Source organism: Dyadobacter tibetensis Y620-1, from assembly GCF_000566685.1.
GTDB lineage: Bacteria > Bacteroidota > Bacteroidia > Cytophagales > Spirosomataceae > Dyadobacter > Dyadobacter tibetensis.
This window is the reverse complement of record NZ_AZQN01000001.1, coordinates 176190-197316: the sequence shown is the minus strand read 5'-3', so window position 1 is coordinate 197316 and position 21127 is coordinate 176190. Positions and strand designations below refer to the sequence as shown.

The 21127-nt window shown below is 42.2% G+C and carries 19 protein-coding genes; 7 read left to right on the top strand and 12 right to left on the bottom strand.

Annotated features, from left to right (window positions below):
- Positions 1-56: 56 nt before the first annotated feature.
- A complete protein-coding gene (locus X939_RS0100820; protein ID WP_025761340.1) occupies positions 57-923 on the bottom strand; it encodes an AraC family transcriptional regulator in 867 nt (288 codons plus the stop codon).
- Positions 924-1162: 239 nt separating this feature from the next.
- On the opposite strand from X939_RS0100820, the gene X939_RS0100815 reads away from it, so the two are divergent.
- Positions 1163-2260 (top strand): T9SS type A sorting domain-containing protein, encoded by a 1098-nt coding sequence (locus X939_RS0100815; RefSeq protein WP_084299273.1) that lies wholly within the window; start codon positions 1163-1165, stop codon positions 2258-2260.
- 359 nt (positions 2261-2619) lie between these two features.
- On the opposite strand, the gene X939_RS0100810 is transcribed toward X939_RS0100815, so the two are convergent.
- Positions 2620-3528 (bottom strand): alpha/beta fold hydrolase, encoded by a 909-nt coding sequence (locus X939_RS0100810; protein ID WP_025761338.1) that lies wholly within the window; start codon positions 3526-3528, stop codon positions 2620-2622.
- Positions 3529-3695: 167 nt separating this feature from the next.
- Here X939_RS0100810 and epsC point away from each other — a divergent pair, with 167 nt between their 5' ends.
- On the top strand, positions 3696-4523 hold the full coding sequence (gene epsC / locus X939_RS0100805) for a serine O-acetyltransferase EpsC (RefSeq protein WP_025761337.1): 828 nt from the start codon (positions 3696-3698) through the stop codon (positions 4521-4523).
- 2 nt (positions 4524-4525) lie between these two features.
- Here epsC and X939_RS0100800 read toward each other — a convergent pair whose 3' ends face one another.
- Positions 4526-5119: a TetR/AcrR family transcriptional regulator gene (locus X939_RS0100800; protein WP_025761336.1), complete on the bottom strand. Its 594-nt coding sequence runs from the start codon at positions 5117-5119 to the stop codon at positions 4526-4528.
- A 175-nt stretch (positions 5120-5294) separates the two neighbouring features.
- Positions 5295-7406 carry a polyphosphate kinase 1 gene (ppk1, locus tag X939_RS0100795; protein WP_025761335.1) on the bottom strand — a complete coding sequence of 704 codons (2112 nt, stop codon included), beginning with the start codon at positions 7404-7406 and terminating at the stop codon, positions 5295-5297.
- A 139-nt stretch (positions 7407-7545) separates the two neighbouring features.
- On the opposite strand from ppk1, the gene X939_RS0100790 reads away from it, so the two are divergent.
- On the top strand, positions 7546-8568 hold the full coding sequence (locus tag X939_RS0100790; protein WP_025761334.1) for an aldo/keto reductase: 1023 nt from the start codon (positions 7546-7548) through the stop codon (positions 8566-8568).
- An 86-nt stretch (positions 8569-8654) separates the two neighbouring features.
- On the opposite strand, the gene pyrE is transcribed toward X939_RS0100790, so the two are convergent.
- Together pyrE and X939_RS0100780 are read right to left on the bottom strand one after the other, a co-directional pair.
- A complete protein-coding gene (gene pyrE / locus X939_RS0100785; protein ID WP_025761333.1) occupies positions 8655-9290 on the bottom strand; it encodes an orotate phosphoribosyltransferase in 636 nt (211 codons plus the stop codon).
- A 10-nt stretch (positions 9291-9300) separates the two neighbouring features.
- A complete protein-coding gene (locus tag X939_RS0100780; RefSeq protein ID WP_084299272.1) occupies positions 9301-10602 on the bottom strand; it encodes a hemolysin family protein in 1302 nt (433 codons plus the stop codon).
- A gap of 102 nt (positions 10603-10704) precedes the next feature.
- Here X939_RS0100780 and X939_RS0100775 point away from each other — a divergent pair, with 102 nt between their 5' ends.
- Complete coding sequence (locus X939_RS0100775; protein ID WP_025761331.1) at positions 10705-11400, top strand: NUDIX hydrolase; 696 nt, start codon at positions 10705-10707, stop codon at positions 11398-11400.
- A gap of 69 nt (positions 11401-11469) precedes the next feature.
- Here the strand turns inward: X939_RS0100775 and coaD are convergent, their stop codons facing one another.
- The 4 genes from coaD to X939_RS0100755 form a co-directional block, all read right to left on the bottom strand.
- On the bottom strand, positions 11470-11952 hold the full coding sequence (gene coaD, locus X939_RS0100770) for a pantetheine-phosphate adenylyltransferase (protein ID WP_025761330.1): 483 nt from the start codon (positions 11950-11952) through the stop codon (positions 11470-11472).
- Between the two features lie 167 nt (positions 11953-12119).
- Positions 12120-13025 (bottom strand): DUF3822 family protein, encoded by a 906-nt coding sequence (locus X939_RS0100765; RefSeq protein WP_025761329.1) that lies wholly within the window; start codon positions 13023-13025, stop codon positions 12120-12122.
- A 41-nt stretch (positions 13026-13066) separates the two neighbouring features.
- Positions 13067-13570 carry an NUDIX domain-containing protein gene (locus X939_RS0100760; protein WP_025761327.1) on the bottom strand — a complete coding sequence of 168 codons (504 nt, stop codon included), beginning with the start codon at positions 13568-13570 and terminating at the stop codon, positions 13067-13069.
- Between the two features lie 55 nt (positions 13571-13625).
- Positions 13626-14063 carry a CBS domain-containing protein gene (locus X939_RS0100755; protein ID WP_025761326.1) on the bottom strand — a complete coding sequence of 146 codons (438 nt, stop codon included), beginning with the start codon at positions 14061-14063 and terminating at the stop codon, positions 13626-13628.
- Positions 14064-14202: 139 nt separating this feature from the next.
- Between X939_RS0100755 and X939_RS0100750 the strand changes: the two genes are divergently transcribed.
- Positions 14203-15630 carry an ATP-dependent DNA helicase gene (locus tag X939_RS0100750; protein WP_025761325.1) on the top strand — a complete coding sequence of 476 codons (1428 nt, stop codon included), beginning with the start codon at positions 14203-14205 and terminating at the stop codon, positions 15628-15630.
- A 26-nt stretch (positions 15631-15656) separates the two neighbouring features.
- Here X939_RS0100750 and X939_RS0100745 read toward each other — a convergent pair whose 3' ends face one another.
- Positions 15657-16610 carry an L-threonylcarbamoyladenylate synthase gene (locus X939_RS0100745; protein WP_025761324.1) on the bottom strand — a complete coding sequence of 318 codons (954 nt, stop codon included), beginning with the start codon at positions 16608-16610 and terminating at the stop codon, positions 15657-15659.
- 246 nt (positions 16611-16856) lie between these two features.
- Here X939_RS0100745 and X939_RS0100740 point away from each other — a divergent pair, with 246 nt between their 5' ends.
- Both X939_RS0100740 and X939_RS0100735 read left to right on the top strand, forming a co-directional pair.
- Positions 16857-18596, top strand: a complete 1740-nt coding sequence (locus tag X939_RS0100740) for a GMC family oxidoreductase (protein ID WP_025761323.1) — start codon at positions 16857-16859, stop codon at positions 18594-18596.
- Between the two features lie 24 nt (positions 18597-18620).
- Positions 18621-19259, top strand: a complete 639-nt coding sequence (locus tag X939_RS0100735) for a gluconate 2-dehydrogenase subunit 3 family protein (protein WP_025761321.1) — start codon at positions 18621-18623, stop codon at positions 19257-19259.
- A 62-nt stretch (positions 19260-19321) separates the two neighbouring features.
- Here the strand turns inward: X939_RS0100735 and X939_RS0100730 are convergent, their stop codons facing one another.
- On the bottom strand, positions 19322-20935 hold the full coding sequence (locus X939_RS0100730) for an ABC-F family ATP-binding cassette domain-containing protein (RefSeq protein ID WP_025761320.1): 1614 nt from the start codon (positions 20933-20935) through the stop codon (positions 19322-19324).
- Positions 20936-21127: the final 192 nt, after the last annotated feature.

The following is a 21127-nucleotide window of genomic DNA, read 5'->3' as shown; positions in this document are numbered from 1 at the left end:
TATAAAGAGGATTTCTGCCAATTGCGGCAGGAATCCTCTTTTACCATTCTGTAGGATCATACCAAAGTCATGCGACTCCGAAATTCTTGAGGAGTAATTTGACTGTGTTTTTTAAAAAAACGAACGAAGTAGGACGGATCCTCGAATCGAAGCTGGAAGCCAATTTCCTTGATAGTAAGTTCGGTATGCAACAGTAGCCTCTTAGCCTCTATCATCATCCGGTCATAGTAAAGTTGACTGGCTGTTTTGCCTAATACTAACTTACAAATATGATTCAGGTGATTTGGGCTTATATTCATTAAAGCAGCGTAAGTTTTGATATCTCTGATTTCTATAAAATGCCTTTCGATTAACCCTTCATATTGCATAATTCGGTCATAAAAAGTAGAGTCACCAATGGGAAGATTCTGCTGATAAAGTCTGTTGGCAGATTCTAGAATAATATGTAGGAATGAAAGAAATACCTCGCCTTGCTGAACCCGCTTGACTTTATATTCGGCATAGGCATAATCAAAAAGATTAGCCGTCAAATTTCTGTCAAAATCGGTTTCTAATATCGGTTTATGCTGATGCGAATGGAAAAATGGATATTGCAATAGTCTTCCAGGATATCGCGATTGAAAGAAATTATAGTCAAAATAAAGATTATACCCTTCAATATCCTGAGAAAATTCCCATCCATGAACCTGTCCTGGAGTTAAAAAGTAGAGCTGTTGACCTTTTACCTGATACGATTTAAAATCAATTGTATGAATGCCTTTCCCTTTCGTAATCCACATGACCAGATAAAATGAATGTGTATGTGCCTTATTGATCCCTTTAAAGTCTTTTACCAGTCTTTGCAGCCTGGTCATATAAAACAAGGATTCCTTTTCTTCTCCAGAAAAGTTATTAAGGTGGTATCGAGGGTATGTTGGCTTCATAGGCTTAAAATAATAACGGCCAATATAGACAAATTTAGAAATCCAATGAGGGAGTAGCGGATCATCTGTATAAATATAAGTTGGCAAATTATTAGAGCATTCTTTTTGTTGTTCTAATCAGTGACCTTAAACCCTCATTGCAAATAGCCGAGCTGGAAATATATTAAGATTAACAAACAAAAAACGTCATTTTCGATACAAAAAGCTCTATTTTGACGTTTCAAATAAAAAGTACAAATATGAGAATGATCTATACCCTTTTGTTGCTAATAATTTCACTTGTCATTCCCGCCCAAGCTTCACCCATTATAGGTGGAGCGATTCAGGTGAAACATGTTTCAGGACAAACCTATCAGATTGAAGTTCAGCTATTGTCAGATCTTTCCAGCAAAGAGGTCGATACTCAAGACCTTCTGGTCTGTTTTGGCGACGGACAAACCTCTAATTTTTCTTTGACGAATTCACAGCCCGCTACGGATGCTGAAGGATTGACGCTATTAACTTATACGGGTACTCATACCTATGTGGAGTCTGGCACCTATCAAATTGCCGTTTCTTCGCCACCTAGAAGTGCTTCACTTTTAAATAGGTCCGAAAGCAAACATAAAAATGTATTTCTTTGGACCGTCATCAATACTCAATTCCCTAATAGTACCCCCTTATCCAGCCCCCTGGTTCGGGAGGCTGGGTTGCGCCAAGCCTATGCCGTTTCTCTTCAAGGAACAGACCTGGAGTCGGATAGCCTTTCTTATCGGTTGGCAAGAACTGCCATACCTTCGCCAGGAACCTGTGGAGTGCGTATGCAGGCCAAACAGTTTACTTACCCTAATGATGTTGAAAAGGAAGGCGTATTTTATATAGATGGTTCCAATCAATTAAACTGGACAGCTCCTACCCGCTCCGGAGATTTCTATTATGCTATAATTGCTACGGAATGGCGTAATGGAATTAAAATTTCCGAGTCTTACCAGGAAGCAGCTGTACGAGTAGTGGAGAAACCGGGAGATAAGATTGAGATTCCTGCATATCAATCCGCCGAGGTGGCAATGAATCGGCCTTCGTCCAACCCGGATGAAGCCTCAGCAGTTAAGATAACTATAGAGGCCTACCCCAACCCTTCCGATGACCAGATTAAGGTTATAGTTTCCAGCCAGGATGCGCTGCCGGTAACTATTAAGGTATTGAATGTTAATGGGCAGGAATTAGAGAAAGTCCAGAAATCGGCAGTCCATCTTTCGGAGTCTTCATTTTCCTTGAAAAAACATGGCTCAGGCCTATACCTTATTAAAGCGGTTTCTGCCAAGGGTACTGCAGTAAAAAAAGTCGTTATTAAATAATATAAAACTTCAGCAAACAAAGATTTTCTTTTCGGAACAGGACTTTATACCCATACATGTACTAAATGTATGGGTATTATTTTGCACAAAAATGAAACAGGAGTCGATAGATTCTCACCCAAATCTTATAATAAAAAGAAAAATACTTCAAAGCCTTCGTGGTAACGAGCATAAACTATCGTCAGTATTATAAGGATAAATGTCGTTTTCAACCGAATTCGACATCAATAATATAGGTTAATTATGTTACAGACAAACGACTGGACTTTGTCCGGTCGTTTTCTTTTATGCTGTCGAAAAAGATCACTAAGGTTTGGTTCGTTAGGCCGCGTCAAAAGACTCTAACCCAGAAGCAACCATTATTTGGAGTCAGTAACCGATAAATCCTGAGGAGCTAAAATACTTAAACGGTCTGAAAAAAGAGCGTTTTTCATCAGCATTTCCTTGATCATAGCCATATGGGTATAGGTGATCATATGACCGGCATTATTGAGTAAGATAAATTGAGCCTTTTTAACCTTTATATGTTTTTTGGCAAAATCAATATTGGCTGGGTCTGATATCCAATCGTTACCTCCCTGTATTACAGTAGTAGGAATACTAAGCCGTTCCCAAACCGGCAATATTTTCTTAAGTTCATCGGCGTGGCTGTACTTTTCTGCCGTAGCGGCGTTAAATGAGGTGGGTAGAAACCATTGAATTACCGACATACGTCCCCATTTAGAAAACCAATAGAATTTTTCACGTTCTGGATCAATAACGGGAGATACCATAATTAATTCTTTAAAATGGTCGGGCATAAGGGATACGAGGGTGGCAGCAATGGGGGCTCCATACGACCGCCCAAGGACGGTTATCTTCCTGCCAGATTTGTTCATTTCCAAAATTGGCAACAAGGCTCGGGCATGCGTTTCAATAGAGGTCACCGTTTTTATCTTCTTCATCCTAGATTTTCCGTATCCCAGCCTGTCTACAGAAACGATATGAAAACGCTTACTTAATTCAGGATCATCCATAATGTTCATATAACCCCAGCAAGAACCCGGAGCGCCATGTATCAGTAGAAGCATGGGTAGAGTATCGGCACCCACTGAGGCTAACCCTAAAGATAAGGTATCATTTTTGATGATGGTATTGGTAGGTCTGACCGGTTTATGAGCATAGTGTTTCCTGACATCTTTCTCCGTAATGATATAGCTCCTGAAACAGGAATAACAGGAAAAAGATGAAAAAAAGACTAAAAGAAGAAGAAAGTGACGGTAAAACATATGCAAAACGGTATAAATGGGCACACCAGCTTTAATTTACATAAAAATAATGGTGTTTTAAAGTTTAGACCTAAGTAATTTTACGATGACGCAACTTAAAACCGAGGTTTTACTGTTAGCATATAAAAAAACGTACCCATCCGGGCCCTAATTAAAAATCAGGATTGATGATAACAGAAAAAGAAAAAGCTTTTCTAGACTTACTTAGTAAACAAAATGATTCTTTCCGGTATCACCTACCTTCGCGTCAGGATGCTGGTCATTTCATACAAAGCCTGATTAACTTTTTATTTCCTATCAGTAAAGACTGCGAAAAGGATCGGCAGGATAGGGATATTAAACGAGCATATGCCCTTTTGAGGGATAAGTTAGACTGTCTGCTTACTCCCCTGGAACCACAGTTGACGAGTTCTAAAACCGATATTTTAAATGCGCTATTCGATCAACTGCCTGGGGTTTATCAGAGTTTGATGCTAGATGCCCGTGCAATAACGGAAAATGATCCGGCCTCCGTAGGCATTGAGGAAGTCATAGCTGTTTACCCCGGTTTCACTGCGATCGCTACGTATCGCTTTGCTCATTGCCTGGCGCATTATGGCATCCCTTTACTACCCCGAATGTTTACGGAATATGCGCACAGTCAAACTGGTATTGACATTCACCCCAATGCAGTCATCGGCGATTCATTCTTTATAGACCATGGCACTGGAGTCGTCATCGGAGAAACTACGGTAATTGGGAAAAACGTAAAAATTTATCAAGGTGTTACCCTGGGTGCAACGCATGTTTCTAAATCTATGGCTCAGAAAAAACGCCATCCTACCATAGAAGACAATGTGGTAATATATGCTAATGCTACTATTTTAGGAGGTGAAACTATAATAGGCCATGATTCCATTATAGGGGGCAACGCATGGGTGGTAAAAAGTGTTCCGGCAAATTCGTTGGTCTACCACCAAAGTAAGGTTGATGTAAGGCAGCAAACCGCCGTTTGAGTTTATAATATCCCTTTAATAAATCTGCGAATCCCTTCCATATACAGGGGCTCCGCTTTGGGAAAGGCATAAGAAGGCTGTGTGGTCATCGTTATGGCTACAAAGCCATAGGTAAGGCACCAGTACTCATAATATGTCTTGGTTACGGCCTCTGCCGACTTCGGCCTTAGCTGGGCAATCATTTCCCAAACCGGATTGTTTTTTATATTCATGGCTCGGCTGTATACTTGCTTAGATTCACAAAAGGCACCTTCCAGATTAAACATAACCTGAAAAACCTCGGGCTGAGTTACCGCAAAATTCCATATACTTCGGGCCACTTCGATCAGTTGTTTCTCCGCATTACTATAATGAGTTTTTATTGATTGAAAGTCTGTTTCAAGCTGGTCGAAGCCTTCCTGGCGAATGGCTTCCAGAAGTTGGTCCTTATTGTCGAAATATTCGTAGAGGATAGGTGGGCTATATTCTATCAAATCAGCAATCTTACGGATGGACACCGAGGTCCATCCTGATTTATTTGCAATATCCTTAGCTGTCTGGATGATAGCTGCTCTAACTTTTATCTTGAGCCTTTCACGACGCTCTGCACTTCCCATACTAATGACCTGTGTAGTGTATATAAAACCGCTCAAATATAAACAGTAACCCTCTAGAACTCAAAACAAATAGGAACCTGCCTGAGTTTGTTCAGGACCATTGCAGGATGGTAGCATGACTCTTAGTGATACCCACAGCGTACTCTATCCCCAGTTAGTAGGTAGTAGCTCAATCCTAATCGGTTTCAGATTCATCCTTCCGTCTATTTTTCGAATGCTTTTTCCACTTCTCTACCAACCGGTAATTACTGTCCTGAGCTCTCAATTTAGGCTTCCCATCGTCTTTAAGAGACAGGTTGTTTTGGTACAAATCCAGACGTACAGATTTTTGATTATCATTTAGATAATTGCGCAAAACAACTTTAAGTTGATTTTTTAGGTTGTCATCTAATATTGGAAAACAGATATCCATTCGTCTATGCAGGTTTCTGAAGGTCCAGTCGCAGGAAGAAAGATAAATTTCGTCATCCCCCCGGTTACAGAAATGGAGAATTCGGGTATTCTCAACGAATCGATCAATATGTCTGTAAACGGTAATGTTATCACTAATTGATGGTAAACCAGGAATAACACAACTACTTTCACTGACGATAATCTGCACAGGGACCCCGGCCTGTCCTGCCTCATATAGTTTATCAATCAGGTGATGGTCTTGAATCTGATTGATTTTTATATTTATAAACGACTTCAACCCCGCATTGCAATTTATAATTTCCCTGTCAATAAGTTCAAACAATCGTTTTTGAAGATTAAACTGAGTTACCCCCAGGGTGTTAAACGGAAGGTATTTATATTTTTTAGGCTCTTCTTGGGTAGAAAGGAATCCAAAGAGTAATTCTAATTCGTTGGTAATCTCCCTATGACTCGTCAGCAATGCATGATCTACGATCTCCCGACTGGTAAGCTTGTAAAACCCACCAGTACCTAAGAAGCCATACCGCTCCCACCCCTTCTGCCCTCTTCGCTTTACCAAAGCTATTTTAGCATGTACTTTTAATGCCGGGTTGTTCAGGATTATTTTCACCCCCGCTTCCCGCATTTTGCGAGACCACTGAATATTCTCCTGCATATCCAACTTATTATTGAGCTCCACATAGGTCAAAACGCGTTTCCCATTACGAGCCGCACTTAATAGCGAATTAAGCACAAAAGAGTTCGGACTAATTTTGTACAAGGAAACATGGATCTCCTTAACAAGAGGGTCGACAGCAGCTTCATTAAAGAACCTGATAATAGGTTCATATGAATGATAAGGCAGATGCAATAATCTATCGCCTTTTTGCAAATCAGAGAATACAGATATCTGATCCTGATAGAGGTTGCTTTGTATGGGGCGTATTGGAGGATATTCTAATTTTTTTGAAACTGAAGGAAATGTCATCAGGTCCTGCATAAAAATATAAGGGCCTGAATCATTCAATTCGTTAGGACTGATCCCCAGTTTGGTAACGAGATAGTTTTGCATATTCGCCGGCACTCCCGATTCGTTAAAGTAGGGAAAGGGCAGCACAAAATTTCTCTTGTCCAATTGCTTCAAAATACGTTGTGCAATTGCCGTGGGATACTCATCTTCAATATTGAATTCCAGCTCACTCTCTACCCGAAATGCGTATGAATCTAAAATTTCATAACCAGGAAACAGAATGTTTAAATTCTCCTTGATAATATCATCCACGAAAGCAAAGTGCTTCTTACCCTCAAGTTCCGGCAATTCGATGAACCGGCCAAACAGGTCAGTAGGAATATTCACCGTTGCATATAAATCTTCGTCGGGTTGTAGCAATCGTTGCATCCGGATTACCAGATACAGCCTTTTGGGTTCAAACAGGGCAAATTTTGCACTTTTCTTACTTTCCAAAAATATGGGCTGCAGGTAACGAAATAGCTTTTCAATAAAGAAATACCGGGAAAATTCCTGATGTTCGTTCACAAAGTTTTCCTGAAAATACAGGTGTACACCCTGTTCATATAGCTGGGGGAGTACGGCGTTTTGAAGAATATTATGAAATTCTACCAATTGGTTTTCCATAGTCTCCTGAACATGCTCGATGAGTGATTGAGGAAACAGGTTCAGTTTGGCCCGGATATCACTACTCACTTCGCCCATAGCGAGAATGGTAGGAATACGCACCCTGAAAAATTCGTTGGTCTGGTAGGCATACTGACCAAGAAAATGCATTCTCTCCCGAACAGGCACAGTTTCATCCTGCGCCTCCAATAGCAATCGATAATTATTGGAAAGCCAACTTAAATTAACGTCAAAATAGGGATAAGAGGCATCAATCATTGAAGGGGGGTAATAAAATTCAAATTTTGCAGCAATATAAAGACATTTGCCGGCTTAGGGTATAACTTTGCAACAGAAAATTCATTAACAAATTTCTTGTTTCACAAGTGATAAAAATTAAACCTTAATTCTTAAATCAATGCGCTATCAATTATTAGGCCGTTCTGGTCTCCGAGTTTCTGAGGTGTGCTTGGGTAGCATGACCTTTGGCAAAGAATGGGGATGGGGAGCTGACAAGCATGAAAGTTTTAAAATATTCGATAATTACGCCCATGCAGGTGGCAATTTTATTGATACTGCCAACCGCTATACCGAGGGTACGTCCGAAAAATATATTGGAGAGTTTATCGAAGCGGATCGCGACCACTGGGTTTTAGGAACTAAATTCACCCTGAAAGATCGGAATGGAGACCTGAACTATGCTGGTAACCATCGAAAAAATATGCTTCGTTCGGTAACGGAAAGTCTGAAACGACTTAATACGGAGTACATAGACCTGTTATGGGTACATCTCTGGGATACCACTACTCATGTTGAAGAGGTGTTACGTGGCCTCGACGATCTGATTTCCCGGGGCATCATTCATTACATTGGCATTTCCGACACACCGGCATGGATTGTATCGCAAAGCAACGCCATTGCCGATCTTCGCGGATGGAATGCCTTTACGGCCATTCAATTCGAATATTCACTACTTCAGAGAACCCCGGAGAGGGATTTATTGCCTATGTCCAAAGCCCTGGATCTGGCCGTTACTCCCTGGGGAGCCATCGGCGGTGGGGCTCTTACCGGGAAATATCTAAGGGGAGAATCGGGTCGTGTGCCAGACGATAGTTCTCGAAGAAATGAAAAAAGCGCAGCGATAGCACAAACAGTGGTGGACATCGCAGATGAAATGGGTGTTACACCCGCTCAGGTGGCTATCAATTGGACCCGCCACCGCAATCAGGTGATGATCCCTATTCTGGGTGCTTCCCGTGCCACTCAAATGAAGGACTTACTAGGCTGTCTGGATTTTAAACTTCCCAAGGAAATGATTGACCGGCTTAACCTTGCAAGCGCTATTGAACTCGGCTTCCCTCACGAATTTTTGAAATCAGAAGGGGTAAAGGAAGAGGCTTTCGGAGGACTTTTTGAAAAACTGGATAATCATAGAAGCTGATTTTCTAAAGCAATTATAGTAAAAAGGTCAGTGCTTAATTGTAAAGCACTGACCTTTTTGATAACGAATATTCTAACCATACGGGCTTACTTACCCCAGGTGTCAGGACTTAATCTCCATGCCGACAAATGCGCCTCCTGCTCCTTATTAATGAGCCCCTGACCCAAGGCAGCTTCCATTAATGCCGAATAATTACTCAATACGATAAGATCGACCTCCTTGGCTGAAAACTGCTTGGCAGCTACTTCAAATCCATAGGTAAATATTGCAGCCATTCCAGCCACCTTTATTTCCTGAGCCCGCAGTACATCAACTACTTTAAGCGAACTCCCCCCCGTAGAGATCAGGTCCTCAATCACCACCACCGTCTGACCTGCCTCAATCCGGCCTTCAATCTGATTACCCATTCCATGTTTTTTGGGTTCCGGGCGCACGTAAGCAAAGGGAAGACCCAAAATATCTGCTACCAGAGCACCCATAGCAATACCCCCGGTGGCAACGCCTACTATGATATCTACCCCAGCAAACTGCTCCTTAACGACATTTGCAAGGGCCTCTTTAATATAGTTACGGGTCTGAGGGTAGGAAAGAGCCACACGATTATCGCAATAAATGGGTGAATTCCAACCAGAACTCCAGACAAACGGTTTTTCCGGGCTGAGCTTAATTGCCTGTGCCTGTAGCAAATGCCCAGCCACCTGTTTTGCTACTTCCTTATTCATTTCTGCCATCTTAATCTTCAGATTCTTCTTTTTTATGATTGATTACCAACAACTTATCTATACGACTGCGATCCATATCCACTACTTCGAAATCAAAATGTTTCCATTGGAATTGCTCACCGGTTACTGGTATATTTTCTAACACATGTAAAACAAAACCTCCCAGGGTGTTAAAACCTTCGAATTCTCTTTTTTCCTGTTCAGGAACATTGATGTTAAAGTAATGCATAAAATCGTCAAATGGGAGCTGGGCGTCAATCAGATAGGATCCGTCCTCTCTTTTTACAATTTCCGTATCCTCTTCCAGATCTTCGGAAATGTCCCCCACCAGGGCGTCCATGATATCATGCATGGTTACTGCACCCAGGATGCCACCATATTCATCGACGATCACCCCAAAGTAGACACGATTTTCCTTAAATTTTTCTAAGGCCTGATAGGCCCGGTTGCTTTCTGGCAAATATACCGGATCTCGCATAATTGACTCGAGATCTCCCAGTTGCTTATCAATATCGGTGGCTATCAAATCCTTGACGTAGACTAAGCCAAAAATTTCATCGATCGAACCTTTCCCTACGGGATAAATGGAATGGCGACTTTCAAAAATCTTGTTTTTATTTTCCTGAGCCGTATCTTCTATGTCCAGCCAAACCAGTTCCTGTCTGTTGGTCATCAAGGAGGTCACCCTCCTATCTCCGAGTTGAAATACATTATGTACAATTTCCTGTTCGATTTCCTCGAAAACGCCGCCGCTGGTGCCCTCCTGCATCAGACTTTTAATTTCTTCTTCAGTAACAGAGCTCTCACTTTGCTTAATATTAAGCAGCCCAATTATCATATCACTCGAAAAGCTTAATAGGGTAATGAATGGAGCGGTAATTTTAGACAAGATATTCATCGGTCGGGCCATGAACTTAGAAATAGCTTCTGGCTTGGACATCCCGATGCGTTTCGGTACGAGCTCCCCTAATACGAGTGAAAGATAAGTGATAAGCACCAGTACCCCTCCAACCGCTATGGTATGGCTATATTTCTCAAATATGCCAAACTTCGCAATAAAAGCTTCAAAATCCGAAGTGATATTATCACCACTGTACATACCTGTCAAAAGGCCTATCAGTGTAATGCCTATTTGAACTGTAGATAAGAATCGATTGGGAGAATTAGCCAGATTAAGAGCAGCCTGGGCGGAAGCATCGCCATGCTTAGCTGCGGACTCTAATTTAGACTTACGAGAAGAAACGAGTGCTATCTCAGACATGGAAAATATTCCATTGAGAATAACCAAAAATAATATTATTAGAAGTTCCAAGAAAGATAAATTTATTCCAACTGCAAATTTATCAATAATTATGGCTGTCTAAACTAAACTCTTTACTTATTTTGCAAGGCATTATAATGTAGCAACCCAACTATGATCATATTTTTTGACGACCGCCCCTGCAAAGTTGTACGAACCAGCCGCCTTTCGGCTGAGGACACGGCTCATTTCGACAATATTGTCGATTTGCGTTTAACGAAGTTCACCGTCTCCATGCTAACGGGTCATGTCCTGTTCCTAAACACTACGGGATCCGTCGCAGTTCAGCTCATAGAGGCGATGGAAAAAGAGGTCCCTAAAGATTTGTTATCCATTACGATGGCAACTCGTGAAAAATCGATTTTAGAGGACAAAATTAAAGGACAGTATAAGGTCATCAAGGCCGCTGGAGGAGTAGTCATCAAAGATGATAAATATCTGCTGATGTATAGGCGCAAAAAATGGGACCTACCCAAAGGCAAACTCGATAAGGGCGAAAATAGTAAATCTGCTGCGGTTCGGGAGATTGAGGAAGAAACTGGTGTGAAAGCCTTAATCAAAGATAAGATATGTACTACCTGGCATACATATCACTATAATAATTGCAGAATTTTAAAGAAAACGAAATGGTATTTGTTGGATTGTACCGACGATACAGCCATGTCTCCTCAGGCTGAAGAACAGATCGAAAAACTGGAGTGGCTCACACCGAAGGATTCAAAAACAGTATTGGTAAACTCCTATAGCTCTATTCGCTATGTAATCTCTGCCTTGGCTAAGACACAAATTCGAAGTGAGCAAGGCCTATAGTCTTTAAAATCGAAAGCCCTCAGAGCGCAGATTCCTTGAACTTTGAGGGCTTCTTTGATTATAAGACCACTACTGATCCTGATTTAATTCATTCAATTCATTCAAAGAATAAGGAAGGAAGTCGTCTACACGCTGCCCGTAACGATGCAAATCCCGGATTATACTCGAACTGATCGGGGCCAGATGGGGAGAAGTGATTAAAAACACCGTTTCTATTTCTTCATATACATACCGATTGACCTGAGAAATACCATTTTCATATTCGAAATCGGTCGTATTTCTCAATCCTCTCAATAAGAACCGAGCATCAAGCATCCTCGCCGTATGCGCCGTAAGATCGTCGTAGGCAATGACTTTTATATTGGGAAAATCTGCAAAGGTCCGTTCTATCAGTTCCTTCATGACTTCTAATGGAAAATAACGCTTCTTGGTAGAATTGGTTCCGATGCCAATGACTACCTCGTCAAAGATTCGTAAACCACGAAGAACTATATCTTCATGACCCTTTGTAAAAGGGTCGAAAGAACCCGGGAACAATGCAATTTTTTTCATAAACAATTCGATTCCAGAATTATTGGAGACAACTTTTTCCGAAAGTAAAGGCATTTATTTCAATAATGACCTCATTTACCAACAATAAAGTACGATTATAGCTATAATTTCATGCATTTACGAAGTCATCCTTACCTTAGACAGACTCATTCCAGATCTATTTCCAACTAGGAGGAGACCAGAAAAGTATTGAACAAACCAAAATAACGATGACCTGGAATGTCTCCACAACGTCTGCTATATTTCAGAGTGGTTGGCCCCCTACCAATCGATAAATTGGGGATAAATCGAGCTAATTCTACTACCAGTTCGGAGTCGGATGCTATTTCCCCGTAATAAATCAGCTGAACTTCATCAGGAGTAATATTGAGTTGATTTAATGCAAATAACACCAGGTACGTTAACTCAGAAGCATGTTGAAACTTGAAACGATTGCAAAAAAGTAGTTGGTTGCTATCACTAATGATCATAGTAAAATGATCGGCCTCAAAGTATAAAGATACAATTTTTAGCACTTCATTTTCAGCATGACTCACCAGAGATCCGATAATCAGGGGACTAGTAATATGATAAAAACTAATATGCGAAGAGCTGAAATGATTGATAATCCAATCGTACCATAAAGTGGGAACACTAAAAACATTATGGGCATGAACTAAAGGAACTTCGTGCCATAAAACAGTTTCATCATCGGTTACAGGACGGCCCATGGCCAGTTTAAGATAGTCTTCCACACCCTGCTCATCGAATAGCAGAGAAGGAATTAAACTGAAGGCATGGGAGTTAATCGCAATGCGTACATTCAGCCAGGAATTGGACGACCACAGCAGATGGCCTTTAAAAATGCGTTTTAGTCTTTCAAATACCTCATGGGAACTTAACACCTTATCGAACCCATAATCTTCTATCCAAACACATTCCAAAGATTCGTCACGAATGATGCAAAAACGGATACGTCTTTCGTCAACTTCAATGCATAGCGTACTAAAAGGGATGGATTCTATGTCAAAGGAAGCGTCGCCAGCCAACAGGCTAGGAATAATCTCTATTATCTGGTTTTCTGAATGTGTCATATTAATTATTAAAAACTAAAAAATAAGGTCTGCAAATAAACTTAACGATGAAGAAATCCTTTCCAGGATCCACTTTCTTCAAAAGACCTAAATTTCCGTAATACTACATGTGCCTGTTCGGGGGGCATTCGGTTTAATTCAGAAACGGGAATAAATTTGACCTGGCAAATAATCTGATCTTTCCGATCATGCTCAGGATCCTTTCCTTTCTGTAAAATACCGTGATGACTAGTAATTTTAAAAAACAGTTCTACAGCGTGGAGGGGATCATTGATAAATTCTGTTACAGATATCATTTCACCGACGGAGACAGAAAGCCCTGTTTCTTCAAGAAACTCCCTCTGAACGGCTTCTTCCATGCGTTCACCAAATGCCAGTCCACCTCCAGGAGGAGCCCAGAATAAACGATTGGGACTGGAACTCATCTGATGCCCTACGCACAAAAGTTGGTCATCGACCAGTAATAGACCATTGACTCTTACCCGAATATGGTTTCCATATCGGCTAGTAATCTCACTACCGTATTCTTCTTGATCCTTCGCCATCGGGCCACAAAGATAGCGATAGCAGTGATATGAGCAATGAATGAAAGAATAATGCTTAAAGGGGGCTTCCAGAAATATAGCTTTCCAAGGATTTAATATGCGCCTTCTGCTCCCTAATTATAGCGGAGACTATATCATTGATGGAGATAATCCCAACGAGTTTTCCTTCCTTATTAACAGGAAGGTGTCGTATATGTTTATCAGACATAATTTGCATACAGTCTTCTATTTTCTGATCGGTTTCCACGGTTATTACCTTGGACGTCATCACAGCTCCTACTAAGGTATCTCGGGAGGCTCTTCCAAGCAAAATTACCTTACGAGCATAATCTCTTTCAGAAAAAATGCCGATTAGCTTATCTCCGTCCATAACCAGCACAGCTCCAATATTCTTATTGGCCATTAGCTCCAAAGCTTCGAAAACGGTATTATTTTCCCCGATCGAATAAATGGTATCTATGGTCTTACCTTCTAGGATCTGAAATACTTGCATACTCTTGTAGGTTAGATTTATGTATAAATTGCATCCTAATATATTAATTTATGACCAAATAATCCAAATGCAACCTGCTATATTTTCTTATTGACCTTCCCGTTTTGAAAATGACACATCCAGATGTAGTTTCGCAGATATGAAAAAGAATGATCCTTTACCGTCCGAACGTCTCTTGCAGCGTTTTCCCTTCCGGCCAACGGAAGGTCAACTCCGTTTCTTTAAAAAAATGGACGATTACCTGGTAGATGAGCCAGGACTGGAGCGGTATCGCGATTGTTTTATTTTGAAGGGTTACGCCGGTACCGGAAAAACCACCATTATCAGCACCTTAATAAAAGTACTAAAAGGATATGGCTTTAATGCAGTCCTTCTGGCTCCAACAGGCCGAGCCGCTAAGGTGATGTCCAGTTATGCCGAGAGAATAGCCTTAACCATTCACAAGAAAATTTATAAACAGACGGCCGACCCTAATTCAGGGAATTTAGTTTTCCAGCGTCAAAAAAATTATCATGACAATACCTTATTCATCGTTGATGAAGCTTCAATGATTACCGACGAGGCTGATTTTGGCAGTCAGAGTCTGCTAGCAGATCTGGTAGAGTATGTTTATGAAAATCCCGGCAATAAATTGATGCTGGTTGGGGACATTGCCCAGCTACCTCCTGTTGGCCAGCAGCTCAGTCCGGCTCTGGATCTACCCTATCTTGAGAAAGCATATTATATGTCTGTTTTTGAAGAGGAACTTAGAGAGGTAATGCGGCAAGAGGAGCATTCGGGCATTCTATTTAACGCTACTGCTCTGCGCAACCAGCTTACCATGGATAAGCCTCAGATTAGCATACAGACTAAGGGCTTCAAAGACCTTTATCGAATGACGGGAGACAAGCTGGAAGAGGGACTTCGCTATGCCTACGACAAATACGGCCAAGAAAATGTAATCATCCTTACCCGATCGAACAAGTCAGCCGTCCAGTATAATGAATATATCCGCAGAACCATCCATTTTGCGGAAGATGAAGTGGATGCCGGTGATCGATTAATGGTGGTAAGAAATAACTATAGTATACTTTCTGAAGATGCTCCGGCAGGTTTTATAGCCAATGGTGATTTTGTGGAACTTCTCAAATTAAGAAATATTGAAGAAATGCATGGAACCCGTTTTGCCGATGCGACACTGCGATTGACCGATTATGAGAAACAGCCTCCTTTCGAAGCTAAGATCATGCTGGACACCCTGCATTCCGCTAGCCCTTCCCTTTCATCGGAGGAAAATCGAAAGATTTACGACAGTGTAATGCAAGATTACATAGATATCAAATCCAGAAAAGAAAGGATGGAGGCCCTTAGAAAAGACCCCTACCTCAACGCCTTACAAGTAAAATTTGCCTATGCGCTTACCTGCCATAAATCGCAGGGAGGGCAATGGAATGCCGTTTTTATAGACCAAGGCTACTTACCCGAGGAGCAGGTAAATGTAGAGTTTATACGCTGGTTGTATACCGCAATCACAAGATCGACTGAGGAAGTTTTTTTAATGAATTTCCACACACACTTTTATACCTGAGAACCGTACAGTTTACTCCCCGTTTACTAAACGGCTGCTGCTCTGCGCAAGCGATCGTTTATGGCTCTTCCCAAGCCTGTATTCGGAACTTCTTCGGCAAATATCTGGGATATGGGCATTTGGTCCAGTTTTCTAAGGGCTGAGAAAAGTGCTTTAGCGGCCTCATTCATATTTCCGGTCTCCGATAGCAGGTATTGACAAGATGGATCTATGTCTGGTAAATATTCTGAGAACAATAAATATACTGCTCCTTCTCTATATCCCTTATTCAGGCTTTCCCGGGATCGGAGAAAAAATGGTTTTCTCGGAGCATAATGACTCTTCAGCATACCGGGGGCCTGCGGGTTAGAAGTAGAATGAGGCAACATGCTTACCGGCCCCACACAGCGTTCAATATCTTCTAAGGCATAGCCTCCGAGCCTATAAATGATGGGTTGCTGACCTTCAAATCCTATGATGGTTGATTCTATTCCGATTTGGGACTCTCCCCCGTCCAAAATCAACTCAATCTGGTCTCCAAGCTGTTGATTCACATGTTCTGGTGTGGTAGGACTTATATATCCGAATGGGTTGGCACTAGGAGCAGCAAGGGGGTACTCAAGGCTTTGTAGTAGTTCTAAGGTTAAGGAATGTGCTGGAATACGAATAGCAACTGTATCCAGACCTGAAGTAGCCAGATCGGGAACCTGAGATTTTTTGGGTAGTAACAGCGTAAGCGGGCCAGGCCAGATCTGCTCCGCCAGACGTCGCGCAGCAACGGGTATAGATCGCACCAAGGCTTCCACATTTTCCATACAGTGCGTATGAACTATTAGAGGATCGAAAGCTGGCCTGTTTTTAGTTGCAAATATTTTTAGAATTGCCTGTTCATTTAAAGCATTTCCTGCAAGGCCGTATACCGTTTCCGTGGGTATGGCCACAAGGTCGCCTCGGTCTAATATCTTTTTGGCCAACGCCAGATCTCTGTTAATTTCTGCCACGGGAATATGATTATAAAAATGTAAAGATAATAAAATCAATTACCCTTTGCAGGGGCCCTTCTCTGACAATATCCAGTATTATAGTCGACCAGCAGGACTATTTAAGGATTTAAATGACCATAATTTAGAGTTAGGCCACTTAGAATGTTTTTAAATTATTTTAAATAATTCCTGATTTCCCTCAACTTTTAGATTACAGTGCATATATTTATTCATTCTTAATTTTTCTTAACCCAAATCGAGACTATGTTTCAAATAAAAGAACAACCAGCTGTTTTCGATGTCTGCATTGTAGGCTCGGGAGCAGGTGGAGGTATGGCTGCTTATCAGCTGGCGAAGGCTGGGGCCAAAGTTGCCTTGCTGGAAGCTGGAGGGTATTTTGACCCTGCCGACCCTAAATATATCACTCAACTCAAATGGCCTTGGGAGTCACCGCGACGGGGCGCGGGTAACCACCGTCCTTTCGGCGATTTCGATGCGGCTTGGGGTGGCTGGGAGATCGACGGAGAACCCTACACCCGTAAAAATGGAACACAGTTCGACTGGTTTCGATCCAGAATGTTAGGAGGTCGTACCAACCACTGGGGAAGAATCTCCCTGCGATTTGGCCCAAAAGATTTTAAAAGAAAAAGCATAGACGGTCTGGGAGACGACTGGCCCATTGGTTACGATGACGTTAAGTCCTATTATGATCAAGTGGATAAGCTGATAGGTGTCTTTGGCACGGTGGAGAATATGGATAATGAGCCCGATGGCATCTTCCTTCCTCCACCCGCTCCCCGACTTCACGAGATGTTCATTCAGAAAGCCGGAAAACAGGCGAACATACCGGTAATTCCATCACGATTATCCATTCTTACTAAACCGATTAATAACGAACGAGGAGTCTGTTTCTACTGTAGACAGTGCAGCAGAGCATGTCAGGCTTATGCAGATTTCTCTTCCAGCTCAGTACTGGTAATACCTGCCCTGAAAACAGGAAACGTTACCTTGATTAATAATGCCATGGCTCGGGAAGTGCTTACCGATCCGATCACTGGTCTGGCCACGGGTGTATCGTATGTAGACCGTGAAAAGCTAACCGAACATACCATTAAAGCTAAGACTGTGGTACTGGCGGCGAGTGCGGGGGAGTCCGCCCGTTTATTATTAAACTCAAAATCGGACAAACACCCTAATGGATTAGCCAACTCCAGTGGCGTTGTTGGTCGTTATCTTCACGATTCTACCGGCGCTTCCAGAAGTGCCTTCTTGCCTCATCTTATGGAGCGCAAGAGATATAATGAAGATGGAACGGGTGGCATGCATGTTTACACCCCTTGGTGGCTGGACAACAAGAAGTTAAACTTCCCTCGGGGGTACCATATTGAATATGGAGGTGGAATGGGAATGCCCAGCTATGGCTTCGGCTCTGGCATAGAAGCAATGAATGGTAAATACCCGACATCGGATGGTTCCATGCGCGCGGCAGGCGGCTATGGCGCAAGCTTAAAGGACGATTACCGTAGATTCTATGGAGCACATGTCGGTATGGCTGGCCGCGGAGAAGCGGTACCGAATTATAATAATTACTGCGAAATAGATCCCAATACTGTTGACAAATATGGCATTCCTGTTCTGCGATTCAATTATAACTGGTCGGACTATGAGGTACAGCAGGCCCGTCATATGCAGGAAACCTTTGAAGAAATGATTCATGCCTTAGGTGGGGTGCCCAACGGTAATAAGCCAGGAGCCGATACGCAATATGGATTAGAAGCTCCGGGACGAATTATTCATGAAGTTGGAACCGTACGTATGGGTAATGATCCAAAGACATCGGCGCTAAATAAGTTCTCACAGGCTCATGATGCTAAGAATGTCTTTGTCGTAGATGGTGGCTCATTCGTCTCACAAGCCGATAAGAATCCTACCTGGACCATTCTGGCCTTGTCATGGCGTGCCTCGGACTATATTATTGACCAAGTCAAAAAGAAAAAAATATAATCATTAAGTCGATTAACTAACATTATGAAACGTAGAGACTCACTTAGAGCGCTGACCCTAAGCTCCCTGGGATTAGCAGCTATAAACCCACAAGTGGGACTGGCCGAGCAGCGTAAGCTGGATTCTTCCCCGAGTCTTCCCAATGAGGATTTGGTAATTCCTGGTGGTCGTACCAAGGAGGAAGCGATCCGGGATGCCCGACTCATGAAGGAGGAATTTCTGACCAAAGAAGAGCTGGCCACCATTGCCGTTCTTTCCGATATTATCATCCCGGCAGACGAAAAATCGGGAAGTGCTACCAGTGCTGGAGTCCCCGAATTCATCGCATTTATTGCCAAAGATATGCCTCAGCATCAGGTTCCCCTTCGGGGTGGATTGCGCTGGCTGGACAGAGAATCCAATAAACGATTCGAAAAAAACTTTACGGCCTTGACCCACAAACAACGGATTAATATCGTTGACGATATCGCTTATCCTGAAAAAGCCAAACCTCAATTTAGCCAAGGAGTAGCCTTTTTTACCCTAATGCGAAACTTGACTGCTTCAGGTTTTTACACCTCTAAAATAGGCATTGACGACATCGGGTATGTGGGCAATACGCCCAATGTATGGACCGGCCCTCCTGCCGATGTCATCAAACAATATGAAAAATATATTAAGTAATACGATAAAAGAGGAGCTCGATGGCTCCTCTTTTATTGTATTTTCAAAATGTAACTAGTAAACTAGTATAGTTGCTTCCTTTGCTCCTTGATGTAGTCATCTTTCAAATACTCATCGTAAGTCATCAGCTTATCGAGAACGCCCTTTGGACCGATTTCAATGATTCGGTTGGCTACGGTATGCACGAACTGATGATCGTGAGAATAAAACAGTAAGCAGCCTGTAAAATCAATTAAACCATTATTCAAGGCTGTAATGGACTCCAGATCTAAGTGGTTAGTAGGATCATCCATAATCAGCGCGTTCGAACCAGACAACATAGTCCGTGAGAGCATACAACGTACTTTCTCACCTCCTGAGAGTACGCTTGCCTTTTTTAAAGACTCTTCACCTGAAAACAGCATTCGGCCCAAGAAGCCACGGATAAAGCTTTCATCCTTTTCCTCGGAATACTGACGAAGCCAGTCTACCAAATTTAGGTCCACCTCGAAGAAGGATGTAGGATCCTTGGTGAAATACGATTTAGTGATCGTTACTCCCCATGTATAAGTCCCCTTATCCGCTTTATCTTCCTCGTTAAGGATATCGAAAAGCGTACTGACAGCCATCACATTTTTACTTATAAAGGCTATTTTATCACCTTTATTTACGTTGAAACTGAGATTGCTAAATAGCGGCGTTCCGTCATCGGCAGTCTTGGCCAGACCATCCACGGCAAGAATCTGGTCGCCAACTTCCCGGTCCGACTTAAAAGCAATGTACGGATACTTCCTTGAAGAAGGTTTTATGTCTTCAATCGTAAGTTTTTCCAATAGCTTCTGACGCGATGTGGCCTGTTTTGACTTAGAAGCATTGGCGCTAAAGCGACGAATAAATTCCTCTAGTTCCTTCTTTTTCTCCTCTGACTTCTTATTAGCATCCTGGCGTTGTTTCATAGCCAACTGGCTAGATTCATACCAGAAGGAGTAATTACCCGAGAACATCTGTACCTTGTTGAAGTCGATGTCAACAACATGTGTACATACCTCATCCAGAAAGTGCCTGTCGTGTGAAACAACGATAACCGTATTCTTAAAGTCCGCGAGGAAATTCTCCAGCCATAAGACCGTTTCAACATCCAGGTTATTGGTAGGCTCATCGAGCAGCAATACATCTGGGTTACCAAAGAGAGCCTGGGCTAACAAAACCCTAACCTTATCATTAGAGTTAAGGTCGGCCATCATGGTGCCATGAAGCTCTTCTCCCAAAGAGAGTCCGCTTAATAGCTGAGCGGCTTCTGTCTCTGCTTCCCATCCATTCAGGTCGGCAAATTCGGCCTCCAGTTCGGCTGCCTTTTCTCCGTCAGCATCAGTAAAGTCAGCTTTTTCATATATGGCCTCCCGCTCTTTCATTATTCTGTAGAGCTTTTCGTGGCCTAGTATCACAGTATCCATTACCGAATAACTGTCAAACTCAAATTGATCTTGTTTAAGGAATGCCATCCGTTCTCCAGGATTCATCGAAACTGAACCGGTCTGAGGCTCAATCTCCCCCGACAGAATTTTCAGCAAAGTTGATTTCCCGGCTCCGTTGGCACCAATGACACCGTAACAGTTTCCGGGTACAAACTTAATATTCACTTCATCAAATAAAACCCTTTTACCGTACCTTAAAGATACGTTTTGTACCGTAAGCATTGTATATCACTTTTTTTATGAACGAAAGTGCAAAACTACATAATCTAAGCTGATTTAACATGTTTCTTACAGCAAAATACTAAGGTTTCATCTGTTATAGGCCAACTCTTTCGCAGGTTTATTGTGCACAAGATCAATCTCAGTCAATGGTGTGCTCTGAAGTCAATTGTGTCACCGAATAATTCAAGTCAA